We start from the raw sequence: 12254 nt of genomic DNA on the forward strand, positions 1-12254 counted from the left end.
CACCACAGTGCGGCGTGGGGGAGTGTCGTCGGCCGACACGCCCGTGACGGTGCGCGGCGGGGACCGGCAGCGGGTCATCGGTGGTGCGCACACGAAACGGGGCCCTCGGATGAGGGCCCCGTGGCCAGCGGTATGACCGGCGTACTACCGGTCGAGCGGGCAGTGGGTGAGCAGCGTGGCCTGGTCGGCCCCGCCGGGCCGGGGGAGTGTGCGGCTGGCGGGTGGCTTGTGGCCGCGCCGAATCCAGTCCTCCAGCGCGGTGAAGGCGGAGCGGTGGCAGGGGACGAGGGGGCGCAGCTTGTCCGGGAACGTGTCGAAGAGCGAGTCGGTGTGGGTGCCGCCCTCGACGCGGTAGTACCGGAAGAGCCTGCTGCGGCCCGCGTCACGGACCAGGTCCGCGTAGACGTCGGAGGCACGGCTGACGGGCAGCAGCACATCGAGCGTGCCGTGCAGGCTGATCAGCGGTTTGCCGATCCGACCGGTCAGAGCGATCTTCGCTACGGCCTTGCGGACCGCACTGGGCCGGGTCGTGTAGTCGTAGTCGGCGTCGCACGCGGGTGTTCCCGGTGCGCAGTACGGGGTGCCCGCTTCGGTCGGCCCGTCGTAGCCCAGGTCCAGTTCCTCGCGGTAGACGCGCTGGGTCAGGTCCCAGTAGTGCTGGTGGTGGAAGGGCCACAGGAACTCCGAGCCCGCCGGGAAGCCGGCGGCGACCATGTCCCGGTGGGCGCGGTCCGCGCCGTCGCCACCGCGCGCGTAGGTGGGGTACGAGCGCAGAGCGGGTGGCAGGAAGGTGAGCAGGTTCGGCCCCCGCGCCCGCCATAGCGCGCCTTCCCAGTCCACGCCTCCGTCGTACAGCTCGGGATGGTTCTCCAGCTGCCAGCGCACGAGGTAGCCGCCGTTGGACATGCCGGTGGCCAGCGTACGGGCGGGAGGTCTGTGGTAGCGCTGCGCGACGACCGCGCGGGCGGCCCGGGTGAGCTGGGTGAACCGGTGGTTCCATTCGGCGATGGCTCCGCCGGGTTCCGCGCCGTCCCGGTGGAACGCCGCGCCGGTGTTGCCCTTGTCGGTCGCGGCGAACGCGTACCCGCGGGAGAGTGCCCAGTCGCCGATGGCCCGGTCGTTGGCGTACTGCTCACGGACCCCGGGCGAGCCCGTGATCACGAGTCCGCCGTTCCAGCGGTCGGGCAGCCGGATGACGAACTGGGCGTCGTGCTTCCAGCCGTGGTTGGTGTTGGTGGTGGAGGTGTCGGGGAAGTATCCGTCGATCTGGATGCCCGGTACTCCGCTGGGGGTGGGCAGGCGGGCCGGAGTCAGCCCGGCCCAGTCGGCGGGGTCGGTGTGCCCCGACGCGACGGTCCCGGCGGTGGTCAACTCGTCCAGGCAGCCTGCTTGTTGGTGCTCCGCGCCGGGGACGGTGAGTGAGGCCGTCCGGGCGCAGTGGTTTCCGCGGGTCGGCGCCGGTTGCTGAGCTAGGGCCGGGGCCGTGCCGCACACCAGCAGAACCGCGGTCCCGGTGGCCACCCGCCGTGTCCACCGCGTGCGCGCCGGGCGGCCCCGTGGTGCGGGTGGCGACGCGCCGGGGGAGAGGACCAGGGGCATGGCGTACCTCCGTGGCTGTGTGGATGTGTTTCTGGTCGGCCGGACGCTTCCGGCCGCGTCGGAGGGCACAGCCGGGGTCGTGCGCGGGCCCACGGAGGCGGGTGGGCCGTCACGCACAGACCATGGGCGCGGGCTCTTCCGCCACGACGAACTCGGCTCCGGTCACGGCTCGGACGTCGGCCACACTCGTGCCTTCGGCCAGTTCGCGCAGCAGCAGCCCATCAGGAGTGACATCGAGGACGGCGAGGTCGGTGATCACCCGATGCACCACACGCCAGCCGGTGAGCGGAAGGGTGCAGTCCTCGACCAGCTTGGGCGTTCCGTCCCGCGCGGTGTGCTCCATCATCACGATTACCCGCCGGGCACCGTGCACCAGATCCATGGCCCCGCCCATGCCCTTGACCATCTTCCCGGGGATCACCCAGTTCGCCAGGTCACCCGACGCGGACACCTGCATGGCGCCCAGCAGCGCCACGTCGATGTGCCCGCCCCTGATCATCGCGAACGACAGCGCGGAGTCGAAGTACGACGCCCCGGGCAGGACGGTCACCGTCTCCTTGCCCGCGTTGATCAGCTCCGGCCGGACCTCGTCCTCGTACGGGTAGGGCCCGACACCCAGGATGCCGTTCTCGGACTGGAGCACCACCTCGACCCCCGCCGGCAGATGGTTGGGAACCAAGGTGGGCAGACCGATGCCCAGGTTCACGTAGGAGCCGTCCCGCAGCTCGCGGGCGGCGCGGGCCGCCAGCTGCTCTCGCGTCAGAGCCATCTCAGACCTGCCCTTCCTGGCGCGCACGCGCGGTGCGCCGCTCGATCCGCTTCTCGGCTCGGGGGTCGTCCGCTGAGACAGCGACCACTCGCTGCACGAAGACCCCGGGTAGCTGGACGATGTCGGGGGGAAGGTCCCCCGGCTCGACCAGTTCCTCCACCTCGGCGATGGTGATACGCCCGGCCATCGCGGCCAGTGGATTGAAGTTGCGGTCCGAGGAGTGCCACAGGAGGTTCCCGTGCCGGTCGCCGACCGCCGCGCGGACCAGCGCGAAGTCGGTGGTGATGCCCTCCTCCAGGAGGTATTCACGCCCGGCGAACGTACGGACCTCCTTCGGGGGCGAGGCGACAGCGACCGTGCCGTCCGACCGGTAACGCCATGCCAGCCCGCCCTCGGCGATCGGCGTGCCCACACCGGCCGGGGTGTAGAACGCGGGGACGCCCGCCCCGCCCGCCCGCAGCCGCTCCGCCAGCGTGCCCTGCGGAACCAGCTCCACCTCCAGCTCGCCGCTGAGGTACTGGCGGGCGAACTCCTTGTTCTCCCCCACATAGGAGCTGGTCATCCGGGAGATCAGCCCCGCCTCCAGCAGCAGGCCGAGACCCCAGTCGTCCACCCCGCAGTTGTTGGACACCACCCGCAGATCCCCGACCACCCTCTCCAGCAGGGCGTGGATCAGCACACTGGGTATACCGCACAGCCCGAAGCCCCCCACGGCCAGCGTCGCCCCCTCGGCGATGTCGGCGACCGCGTCAGCCGCACGGGCGACTACCTTGTCCAGACTCATCCGAAGACCTCTCCTTGATGCGTCGTGGCGACGGCCGCGCGACGACGTCAACCGAGACTAGGAAGGGGCCCCACGGAGAGCCATGGTGGTCGACTCCATGATTCATCCGACGCCTATGGAGCTCACCACCGCATCGAGCCGGCCGGGGGCAGGGCAGCAACGGTCGCGGGCGGACCCCCGGCCGCCGTGCGCGTCCGGCCCGAAGTCCGTAGACCCGCGCGGACGCGAGCTGGCGTCCCCGCGGTCGCCTCCCGGTCGGCCGAGCCCAGCGCGCCACCGGACGCCGCGCGCGGTAGGAACGGCTCATGCAGACGTTCCTGCCGTACGCGGATTTCATCCTGAGCGCCCGGGCACTCGACCCGCGCCGCCTGGGCAAACAGCGGGTCGAGGTGCTTCAGGTGCTGCGTGGCCTCACCGTCGAGGGGTACGGGTGGCGGCATCATCCGGCCGTCCGGATGTGGGCCGGATATGAGGAGGCCCTGGTGCGCTACGGACTCGACGTCTGCGGCGTGTGGACGGCGATGGGACGGGCGGATACCTGCGCGGCGAGCCTGAGTGCCGGACTGGCCTCGGCCCGCCACCGCGCTCACGTCCGCACCCAGCCCGAGCTCGCGGCGGCCGGGGAGCTGCCGCCCTGGCTGGGTGACGACACCTTTCACCTCAGCCACCGCTCCTCACTCGTACGCAAGGACCCGGCACACTACCGCCCGCTCTTCCCCGACGTTCCTGACGACCTGCCGTATGTCTGGCCGCCCTCGGACCGGGCCGGAGGGTGAGCCTTCCCGGTGGGCGGGGCGACGCGCGGGGCACAGCGGCGGCGGTGCTGGGGGGCCGCACGTGGTCCGGGCCGCACGTGGTCCGGGCCGCACGGCGGCCCCACCGCGTCCGTCCGCCGACTGTCTCAGCGGCCTTGCAGCGCCTTGACGTTGTTGCCGAACGTCCAGCCCTTCGAGCCGTCCCAGTTGATCGACCAGGTCATGAGCCCTTTCAGGCCGTTGTTGTACTTTTTCCACGCCTGTGACACCAGGCTCGGCGACATGTAGCCGCCCCCCGCGCCCGGTTGGGCCGGAAGCCCGGGGACCTGCTTGTCGTAGGGAACCCTGATCGTGGTGCCCTGCACGACCAGCCCCTTGTTGAGGCAGTCGGTCTGCGCGGTGAAGCCCGCGACCGTTCCGGCCGAGTACGAGTCGCCGGAGCACCCGTACATGCTGCCGTTGTAGTACTGCATGTTCAGCCACCACAGCCGGCCGTTGTCCGCGTACTTCTTCACGATGGGCAGGTACGCGCCCCAGATCGAGCCGTACGTCACGCTGCCTCCGGTGACGTAGGCCGTCTCGGGTGCCATCGTGAGGCCGAAGTCCGGGGGCATCTTGGCGAGGACGCCGTCGATGATGCGCATGAGGTTGGCCTGCGAGGCCGACGGTCTGGTGATGGAGCCGCTGCCGACGAGGCCGGTCTCGATGTCGATGTCGATGCCGTCGAAGTTGTACTTCTTCAGGATCGGCACCACCGTCTCGACGAACCGGTCGGCTACGGCACTGGAGTTGAGGTCGATGCCGGCGGCCGCACCACCGATGGACATCAGGATCGTCGAGCCGGACGCCTTGGCCGCGCACATCTCAGCCGGGGTCGCGACCTTCACCGTCGCGTCCATTCCGTCCTCCCACAGAACGGTGCCGTCCGAGCGGATGACCGGGAAGGCCGCGTTGATCACGTTGTAGCCGTGCTCACGGATGCGGGGGTCGGTGATGGGCGTCCAACCGAAGGGCGGGTGGACGCCGTTGGCCGCGCCGTCCCAGTTCTCCCAGTAGCCCTGGAGCACCTTCCCCGAGGGCTTGGGCTTGACCGCACACGTGGTGTCCTGCGGGGTGCTCGCTGTCGCGGTGACCGGCAACTGCGCGGCGCATGCCATCGCCAGGCCGACGCCGAGCAGACGTACCGTCCGACGGACCATGTTGTGCTCCCTTCTTGCCATGACTGGGCGCCGCCGAGTCGGCCCGGTGTCCAGGGAGAGGGAAGGGGAGACGTACTGGGTGACACGCTCACCTCCCGGAGAGGGGCCCGGAGACGTACGTGGTGTGGTGCGGCACACGGTAAATTGGTCCAGACTTAAACGCAATAGGTCTGGACCAGACTGCACGTGCTCCAAGCTCGGCGTGCTGGTCCGGCGCTCCGGGCTCAGCCGTCAGTGTCAGCGGTCGCGCGGTGGCTGGAGCCGGGCGGCGACGGCGGTGCGGTCGACGGCGTTGGCGACCGCGACGGTCAGGATGAGGTGAGCGAGGTTCCGGGGTCCGAGGAAGTGCTCGGCCTCGTCGTAGACCTCCTGCGGCACCCCCTCGGGGGAGAGCCGGGTGACCGCCTCCGTCATCGCGAGAGCGGCCCGTTCGGTCGGCGTGATCAGCGGGGAGTCGCGCCAGCCTGCCAGCTGGTTCAGACGTTCCGGGCTGTCGCCCAGCCGCAGCGCCTCCGCGGTGTGCCGGTCAAGGGAGTACGCGCAGCCGTTGAGCTGAGAGGTCCGGATCATCACCAGTTCCCGGAGCCGGTCGTCACACAGCCCCTCATCGCGCAGTACGCGCTCGGCGGCTACCAGCGCCTGGTGTCCGCGGGGGGCCGCGGCGCTCAGATCGATGCGTTGCCTGTGCATGTCTGCCTTTCTCGGCGGTGGTCCCTCCACCCTCGGACAGTGAGGCATCCGCAACAATGGCGATCCGCGAATCGATCGATCTGCGGACCTAATCAGTGGGGGACGGTTGGAACGGCACGAGATAGAGACGTTCCTGACGCTGGCGGAGGAGCTGCACTTCCGGCGCACCGCCGAGCGGCTGGGGCTGTCCCAGGGGCGGGTCAGCCAGATCATCCAGACGCTGGAGCGCCGTATCGGGGTCTCGCTGTTCGAGCGGACCAGCCGCCGAGTGAGCCTGACCCCCGTCGGACGCCGGATGCGTGACGGGATCGCACCGGCCCACCAGCGCATTCAGGAGGAGATAGCCAAGGCGATCGCCGCCGGGCGCGGCATCAGCGGTGTGCTGACGGTGGGATTCGTGGGAGCGGGGGCCGGTGAGGTGCTCCTGGAGACCATCGACGTCTTCAGGGCCCGCCACGCCGACTGCGAGGTACGCATCCGCGAGATCCAGTTCGGTGACGGGTTCCGCATGCTCCGGGAAGGTGAGGCCGACTTGATGGTCACCTCGTTTCCCGTACGGGAAGACGACCTGGTCACCGGACCTGTCCTGGTCGAGGAAGGGCAGATGCTGGCGGTGTCGGCCAGGCACCCGTTCGCCAGGCGCCGGTCCGTCTCGCTGGAGGATCTCGCGCGGGACAAGAACCTCGGTGTCACCTCGGCGCTGCCCGATTACTGGATCGAGGCCCGCACGCCGAGCAGGACGCCCAGCGGCAAGCTCATCCCGAGGGGGGCGACCGTCGGCACCTTCCAGGAGATCCTGGCGCTGGTCGCCGCGGGCGAGGGAATCTTCCCCGTCGGCGCTCAGGTGACCCGCTTCTATGCCCGCCCCGACATCGCCTACGTGCCGATCGACGACGCGCCGCCGCTGTCCTGGGGCCTGGTGTGGCGCGCGGCGGGGGAGACCAGCCGCAGCCGCGCCTTCGCCACGGCCGCGCACGATGTCGCCATCGCGCGCGGCCCGAGGGTGGAGAGCACTGACCGGCCTGCGAGGTCGCCGGGCGCACGGTCAGGCTCCGGCGGCGACCTTGAGGAGCACGACGCCACCGATGATGGCGCCGAACGAGGCGAGCTTCGGAAGAGTGATCTTCTCCTTGTAGATGAAGGCGGCGAGGATGACGGTGCCTATGGAGCCGACTCCGGTCCAGATGGTGTAACCCACCCCGACGTCCATGGACTTCAGCGCCAGGCTGAGGGTGTAGATGCCGCCCGCGGCGGCGAGCAGGGTGAAGACGGAGGGCCAGAGCTTGGTGAAGCCCTTGGTGGCGTTGGTGCCGAGGGCGAAGGCGATCTCGAAGACGATGGCGATCGCGAGGAAGGTCCAGGCCATGGCGGTGCTCCTTCGGAGGGCATGCGGCGCGGCGCGCGGCACAGCGGGGATGCGTGAGTGACAGATGGGGCTGAGCGATGCGGTGGCGCGCTCGGGGAGTGCGCGCTCGCCGGCGGCTCAGACGGTGACGGGGTGTCCGGGCTGCTGTTCAGCCTCTGACGTCGCAGCCGACGCGGGGGCGGTCGTGAACCGGTCGGCGAGCTTGAGACCCAGCACGCCTCCGATGATGAGGACGAACGCGAGGACCTTGCCGACGCCCAGGTCCTCGTCGAAGACCAGCGTGCCGAAGGTGACGGTGCCGACCGAGCCGATACCGGTCCAGATGGTGTAGCCGACGCCGACGTCGAGCGTCTTCAGCGCCAGGCTGAGGAAGAAGATCCCGCCCGCTGCCGCCACGGCGGTCAGCAGCGAGGGGCCGAGCTTGGTGAAGCCGTCGGTGGCGTTGGTGCCGAGGGCGAAGACGACCTCGAAGACGGCAGCGATGAGCAGATAGATCCAGGCCACGGGGGGCCTCCCGGAGGTGCGTTGATGGTTTGTGCGCGGTCACCTAAAGATCGTTCAGCGGTCCGTCCCGAACAATGACGATCTGCGGAACGATCGATTACCGCCACTCACCAGCGCCCGCACAGGCCCGGACGCTCCTCCCACGCGCGCACCCCCGGACGCTCACCCACCACACGCCCCCCGCGCGTTCGCGGCCGCACCGGAGACGGGCAGGGCGGGAGGGGCAACCCAGGGGGCCGGGCCGTCAACGAGCGGCGCGTACCCAGTCGTACGCTTTCTGCGCGTCGAACTCGCGCTGGCCGCCGGGGAAGAGGAGACCGACCGAGCCGAACCACGGGTCGTCAGCTGTGTCCGGCATGTACGGCACGGCGATGCAGGCCATCCCGGCCCGGTGCGCCGCCTCTGCCCCGGGAGGCGCGTCCTCGACGGCGACGCAGTCGGCGGGCTCCGCGCCGATCCGCCGGGCCGCCTCAAGGAAGACGTCGGGCTCGGGCTTGCCCTGACCCACCTCGTCCGCCGAGACGAAGGTCATGAGCTGCGTGTCCAGCCCGGTGGCCGCCAGTACGGCCCCGATCGCGGCGCGGGATGACCCCGAGGCCACGGCCAGCGGGTGCCCGGCGGCTGACAGCCGTTCCACGAACTTGCGCATCTCGGGGAAGACCTCGGTGGCGGCGGGCGCCAGCTCCAGGAAGTACCGGTTCTTGACCGCGAGCAGCTCGTCCACCGGGGCGTCGATGCCGTACTCCGAGCGCAGGATGGTGAGCGTCTCACGGGTGCCGATCCCGATGAACCGGGTGTGGTCCTCCCAGCTGAAGTCCCGCACCCCGTACTGGGCGAGGGTGTGCCGCCCCGCTTCGTAGTAGTGGGGCTCACTGTCCACGAGGGTGCCGTCGAGATCGAAGATGACCGAGGGGGTACGGGAAGCGCTCATGCGACCAGCATGCCAAGTCCGGAATCGGGACCGGTCCGCCGGGCACGCCCCGTGCCGTCCCCGGAGACGGCGCCCGTCCGCCGGGGACCGCCGTCCCGGTGGGCGCCCCGGGCGGGGTCACCGCGCCCGGCTCGCCTCCGCGCCCACCGCGTCCACCAGCGGCAGCATCCGGTACGGCACCCGCTGGCGCAGCGCGATCTCGGTGCGTGTGCGCACGACGCCGGGCAGCTGGATCAGCCGCTGGACGACGTCCTCCAGATGTCCCGCGTCCCGCGCCACGACCCGCGTCATCAGGTCCCCGGCACCGGTGATCGAGAACGCCTCGATGATCTCCGGCACCTCGGCGAGCGCGTTGCCCACATCGTCCAGATGGCCCTGCGTCACCTCGATGTGCACGAAGGCCAGTACGGGATGGCCCAGCGCTGCCGCGGACAGCCGGGGGGCCGTGCCGGTGATCACGCCCTCGCGCTCCAGCCGGTCAAGCCGCGCCTGCACGGTGCCACGGGCCACCCCGAGCAGCCGGGCGTACTCGCGCACGCTGGTGCGCGGCTGCTCCAGCATCAGCCGGAGGATCTTCGCGTCGAGAGCGTCCACGGCCATGGGCCAACGGCCTCCTTCTGGTGCTGTGCGGGGGTTGGTGACTGTACCAACGGCCCAGTGCGCGGCCCGCCCGGTCCCTTGCCCCGCTCGGTGTCGGTGGCGGTGCGCCCGGCCGGCGGCCCGTAGCGGGCAAGGACACCGAGGGGCCCGCCCAGCTCCCGGTGGCCTTGCCGTGCGCTCCTCCAAGCGGGCGAAGGCGGGCAACGGGGCCGGACTTACCGGGCTGCGAGGTCCGGGCGGTGGCGTACGTGCAGATGGCCCTCGTTGGGGTAGGTGGGCGGCCACGGGGAAAGGACGCTGTCGAACGCGTACCCGCTCTTGGTCGCGACACGGCACGACGCCTGGTTGTCCACCTGATGGAGGAGTTCGAGGCGTTTTAGTCCGTCGTCGCCGAAGGCGCGGAAGGCCCAGTCGGTGAGCGCCTCCAAGGCCCGCGAGGCCACGCCGCGCCCGCGTGCGTGCGCCGACGTCCAGTAGCCCACCTCGGCCGACGGCTTGCCGGTGGCGCGGTCCTTGAGGACCACGTTGCCCACCAGTCGCTCGTGAGCTGAGCCGGGGCGCGCTTCAAGCACCGCGAAGCTCAGCCGGTCCCCCGTCGCCCACCCCTGCCGCTGTGCCTCCACCCACCGCGTCCCGCCGGCCTCGTCCACGGGTGAGCCGGGCCACCGGTTCAGAGCGGGATCACGATACGCCTCGACCAACGCGGTGATATCCGCCTCGCACCAGGGGCGGAGCACGAGAGCCGCGGCCGGGGGCGTCGCTTCCGCGCGCAGTGTGACGGCGGCGCTCATCCGGTGCTCCCGGGCCGCTGTCGCCGTATCCGGGCGTGTATCCGGGCGTCGAGAGCCTGGACGGACCGGTCGTGCACCCGTGCCGGACGCCCCGGGGCCGGCCAGCCATGGCCGGGGAACTCGCCGGTCAGGCGCCGGGGTTCGCCCGCTGAGGGTGTGGCCTGTCTGCTCATGAGTCGCCTCTCTCCAGGGGGTCGCTTCGGCGGCCCTCGCTCGGCCACCGGCGGCATCGTCGCGCGCCGCCGGTGTGCGACCGCGCCGCCGGTGTGCGCCGCCGGTGTGCACTGGCGGTGTGCGAGGGCACCGAACAGATCGCACAGCACGGTACCGGGGCGGTATGGGGGGCGGTACCGGTGGCGAGATCACACCGTTCGTACGCTCACGCCCGCCGCGGCCGGTGCGCCGGTCTCCTCCCGCGGAGCGCTCTCGTCGGTGACGACGGCGTGCGACGCGGAGGCGGGAGCGACGAAGGCGAGGGCGGTACGGAGGAGTTTGGCGCCGTCAGCGACGGCGATGACTCGGCGGGCCGAGGCGATCGCGGCCCGTTTGACGGCGGCGTCGTCCAAGTCGTAGGCGGTCAGGCCGTTTGACGCGTTGAGTCCGCAGCAGCCGAGGACCGCGGTGTCGAAACGCAGGGCGGCCAGCGATGCCTCGGTCAGCGGGCCGGTCAGCGCCAGCTCGCCCGGCCGGGGCCGCCCGCCGGGCACCAGCAGCGTCAGCCGCGGGGCCCCGGTCAGCGCGTTCACCGCGTGCAGGGACAGGGGCAGCACGGACACAGGGCTCTCGCCTTCGACTTCTCCGGGCACGGTGACAGCTCCGGCTTGCTTCGCGAACTGAGCCTGGAGCGGCGGTTCACCCAGGCCCGCGCCGTGATCGACCACCACGTCCCGGCCGGTCACCCGCTGGTGCTGACCGGATTCAGCATGAGCGGACAGACCGTGGCCGACCTCGTGGCGCACTACGATTCGCGGGTGGCGTCCATCGGGCTCTGCGCACCGGCGGTCTACGCACCTGAGGCATGGCCCGTGCCCTTCGGCCTCGGCTTCACCGAGATCATCCGGACGCCGGACAGCTGGCGGCGCTCCCCGGCGCTTGAGGTCTTCCGGTCCCTGTCCACCCGGGCGGTCCTCGTCACACCGGCCACCGACGCGGTCATCCCCCGGCCGTCACCGAGGCCGTGGCAGCCGCCCTCGGCGCCTCACGCTCGCGGTTCGCCCGGCTCACCTACCCGGAGGCCGATCACCGGCTGGGCCTGTGGTTCACCCGTAACGCCGCCCCGCGCGGGCGCTTCGTCGACACCCTCCTCAGCGGTACGCCACATGACACCGCAGGCTGAAGCCGAGATGGGGCATGTCCCTCTCGATCCTCCAGATCATCATGTGTCGACGGCGCCCGACGCGGTGCGCCCTCCCGGCGGCGGGAGCGGGTCGGCGGATCTCGCGCCGTAAGTCACCTTGCGGGGATGTTGAGAACGCGGTGACGGCAACGACTGATCCGCAGGCGGCGCCGTCGGGGCGGCCGCACCAGGTGAAGGAGACGGCACGGTGAAGTTCTTGCTGATCATGCACATGAACCCCGCGATCTGGGACGCGCTCACCGAGGACGAGCGGGAAGAGCGGACGTCGGAGAGGCAGACCGCAGGTCCCACCTGCCGTCAGGTGCGCCAGGTGCGTCTCAGGGCGGAGGCTGGGGAGATGTGGTGGGGTGGGTGTGGGGCGGCGATCAGCTCACGCCGGTGGCGCTGGAGCCGCCGTCGTGATGTGGCTCAGCACGCACAGCCAGCGGCCGTCCCGCCGCACGAAGACATCGGTCGTCCACTCGTCGGCGTCGAATCTCGGCGTCGAATCGCTGACCCGTGTAGTGGGCGGTGTTCGTCGCCCGCGCGGTGAACACGGCGGTGTCGCCGTGCGCTCGGACCCTGGGTCGGCTGATGAGATCCATCGCCGAGTGGGTCAGCTCACCGGAGGCGACAAGTTCGAGGAACTGCTCTCTGGTGGCGATGCCCGACTCGGAGACGATGGCCCAATCGTCCGCCAGGAAGCGTGCGATCCGCGCGGCGTCGTTGGCGACGATCGCCGCCGCCCAGTCCTTCACGACGGCGGCGAGCTGAGCGTGAACCTCGTCGTTTTCGGGACGTTCCAGGAATGGATCGGCGCTGTCGCCCATGGCCCGATCGTAGACGCGTCCCGACGCCGGGGCCTCCTTGCCCGCACCGTCGGCATCGCCTGGCTTGGGGGAGCAATCGCTGTCTGCACGACAGCGCCTC

At 70.9% G+C, this 12254-nt stretch carries 13 protein-coding genes and 3 pseudogenes; 4 read left to right on the forward strand and 12 right to left on the reverse strand.

Annotated features, from left to right (window positions below):
* Positions 1-144: 144 nt before the first annotated feature.
* From AC5P1B_RS00820 to AC5P1B_RS00830, 3 genes are all read right to left on the reverse strand, one after another.
* Positions 145-1599, reverse strand: a complete 1455-nt coding sequence (locus tag AC5P1B_RS00820; RefSeq protein ID WP_493884160.1) for a 3-hydroxybutyrate oligomer hydrolase family protein — start codon at positions 1597-1599, stop codon at positions 145-147.
* Positions 1600-1708: 109 nt separating this feature from the next.
* Positions 1709-2368 carry a CoA transferase subunit B gene (locus tag AC5P1B_RS00825; RefSeq protein ID WP_493884161.1) on the reverse strand — a complete coding sequence of 220 codons (660 nt, stop codon included), beginning with the start codon at positions 2366-2368 and terminating at the stop codon, positions 1709-1711.
* Position 2369: 1 nt separating this feature from the next.
* A complete protein-coding gene (locus tag AC5P1B_RS00830) occupies positions 2370-3152 on the reverse strand; it encodes a CoA transferase subunit A (RefSeq protein WP_493884162.1) in 783 nt (260 codons plus the stop codon).
* Positions 3153-3457: 305 nt separating this feature from the next.
* Between AC5P1B_RS00830 and AC5P1B_RS00835 the strand changes: the two genes are divergently transcribed.
* Positions 3458-3928: an MSMEG_6728 family protein gene (locus AC5P1B_RS00835; RefSeq protein WP_493884163.1), complete on the forward strand. Its 471-nt coding sequence runs from the start codon at positions 3458-3460 to the stop codon at positions 3926-3928.
* A 125-nt stretch (positions 3929-4053) separates the two neighbouring features.
* Here the strand turns inward: AC5P1B_RS00835 and AC5P1B_RS00840 are convergent, their stop codons facing one another.
* Both AC5P1B_RS00840 and AC5P1B_RS00845 read right to left on the reverse strand, forming a co-directional pair.
* Positions 4054-5106 carry a chitinase gene (locus tag AC5P1B_RS00840; RefSeq protein ID WP_493884164.1) on the reverse strand — a complete coding sequence of 351 codons (1053 nt, stop codon included), beginning with the start codon at positions 5104-5106 and terminating at the stop codon, positions 4054-4056.
* Between the two features lie 237 nt (positions 5107-5343).
* Positions 5344-5796, reverse strand: a complete 453-nt coding sequence (locus tag AC5P1B_RS00845) for a carboxymuconolactone decarboxylase family protein (RefSeq protein WP_493884165.1) — start codon at positions 5794-5796, stop codon at positions 5344-5346.
* A 106-nt stretch (positions 5797-5902) separates the two neighbouring features.
* Between AC5P1B_RS00845 and AC5P1B_RS00850 the strand changes: the two are divergent.
* Positions 5903-6763, forward strand: a pseudogene (locus tag AC5P1B_RS00850) (LysR family transcriptional regulator); the annotation flags it as partial.
* Between the two features lie 78 nt (positions 6764-6841).
* On the opposite strand, the gene AC5P1B_RS00855 reads toward AC5P1B_RS00850, so the two are convergent.
* From AC5P1B_RS00855 to AC5P1B_RS00880, 6 genes and pseudogenes are all read right to left on the reverse strand, one after another.
* On the reverse strand, positions 6842-7204 hold the full coding sequence (locus AC5P1B_RS00855) for a DMT family transporter (RefSeq protein WP_493884477.1): 363 nt from the start codon (positions 7202-7204) through the stop codon (positions 6842-6844).
* A gap of 75 nt (positions 7205-7279) precedes the next feature.
* A complete protein-coding gene (locus AC5P1B_RS00860; RefSeq protein WP_493884166.1) occupies positions 7280-7666 on the reverse strand; it encodes a DMT family transporter in 387 nt (128 codons plus the stop codon).
* 244 nt (positions 7667-7910) lie between these two features.
* Positions 7911-8597: an HAD family hydrolase gene (locus tag AC5P1B_RS00865; protein ID WP_493884167.1), complete on the reverse strand. Its 687-nt coding sequence runs from the start codon at positions 8595-8597 to the stop codon at positions 7911-7913.
* 117 nt (positions 8598-8714) lie between these two features.
* The gene (locus tag AC5P1B_RS00870) at positions 8715-9197 is read right to left on the reverse strand and encodes an Lrp/AsnC family transcriptional regulator (RefSeq protein ID WP_493884168.1); all 483 of its coding nucleotides are present in this window, start codon (positions 9195-9197) and stop codon (positions 8715-8717) included.
* Between the two features lie 215 nt (positions 9198-9412).
* Complete coding sequence (locus tag AC5P1B_RS00875; protein WP_493884169.1) at positions 9413-9988, reverse strand: GNAT family N-acetyltransferase; 576 nt, start codon at positions 9986-9988, stop codon at positions 9413-9415.
* Between the two features lie 362 nt (positions 9989-10350).
* Positions 10351-10764: pseudogene (locus tag AC5P1B_RS00880) on the reverse strand (DeoR/GlpR family DNA-binding transcription regulator); the annotation flags it as partial.
* On the opposite strand from AC5P1B_RS00880, the pseudogene AC5P1B_RS00885 reads away from it, so the two are divergent.
* Together AC5P1B_RS00885 and AC5P1B_RS00890 are read left to right on the forward strand one after the other, a co-directional pair.
* Positions 10738-10956, forward strand: a pseudogene (locus AC5P1B_RS00885) (alpha/beta hydrolase); the annotation flags it as partial. The pseudogenes AC5P1B_RS00880 and AC5P1B_RS00885 sit on opposite strands and share 27 nt — an antisense overlap.
* A gap of 209 nt (positions 10957-11165) precedes the next feature.
* A complete protein-coding gene (locus AC5P1B_RS00890) occupies positions 11166-11324 on the forward strand; it encodes a hypothetical protein (RefSeq protein ID WP_493884498.1) in 159 nt (52 codons plus the stop codon).
* A 386-nt stretch (positions 11325-11710) separates the two neighbouring features.
* Here AC5P1B_RS00890 and AC5P1B_RS00895 read toward each other — a convergent pair whose 3' ends face one another.
* The gene (locus AC5P1B_RS00895; protein WP_493884170.1) at positions 11711-12154 is read right to left on the reverse strand and encodes a DUF4440 domain-containing protein; all 444 of its coding nucleotides are present in this window, start codon (positions 12152-12154) and stop codon (positions 11711-11713) included.
* Positions 12155-12254 lie beyond the last annotated feature (100 nt).

Source organism: Streptomyces sp. A01, assembly GCF_059026195.1.

What these genes read in the sequence shown, in the direction of transcription:
- AC5P1B_RS00820 (WP_493884160.1), bottom strand. Translation starts at nt 1,599, where the DNA reads ATGCCCCTGGTCCTCTCCCCCGGCGCGTCGCCACCCGCACCACGGGGC.
- AC5P1B_RS00825 (WP_493884161.1), bottom strand. Translation starts at nt 2,368, where the DNA reads ATGGCTCTGACGCGAGAGCAGCTGGCGGCCCGCGCCGCCCGCGAGCTG.
- AC5P1B_RS00830 (WP_493884162.1), bottom strand. Translation starts at nt 3,152, where the DNA reads ATGAGTCTGGACAAGGTAGTCGCCCGTGCGGCTGACGCGGTCGCCGAC.
- AC5P1B_RS00835 (WP_493884163.1), top strand. Translation starts at nt 3,458, where the DNA reads ATGCAGACGTTCCTGCCGTACGCGGATTTCATCCTGAGCGCCCGGGCA.
- AC5P1B_RS00840 (WP_493884164.1), bottom strand. Translation starts at nt 5,106, where the DNA reads ATGGTCCGTCGGACGGTACGTCTGCTCGGCGTCGGCCTGGCGATGGCA.
- AC5P1B_RS00845 (WP_493884165.1), bottom strand. Translation starts at nt 5,796, where the DNA reads ATGCACAGGCAACGCATCGATCTGAGCGCCGCGGCCCCCCGCGGACAC.
- AC5P1B_RS00865 (WP_493884167.1), bottom strand. Translation starts at nt 8,597, where the DNA reads ATGAGCGCTTCCCGTACCCCCTCGGTCATCTTCGATCTCGACGGCACC.
- AC5P1B_RS00870 (WP_493884168.1), bottom strand. Translation starts at nt 9,197, where the DNA reads ATGGCCGTGGACGCTCTCGACGCGAAGATCCTCCGGCTGATGCTGGAG.
- AC5P1B_RS00875 (WP_493884169.1), bottom strand. Translation starts at nt 9,988, where the DNA reads ATGAGCGCCGCCGTCACACTGCGCGCGGAAGCGACGCCCCCGGCCGCG.
- AC5P1B_RS00895 (WP_493884170.1), bottom strand. Translation starts at nt 12,154, where the DNA reads ATGGGCGACAGCGCCGATCCATTCCTGGAACGTCCCGAAAACGACGAG.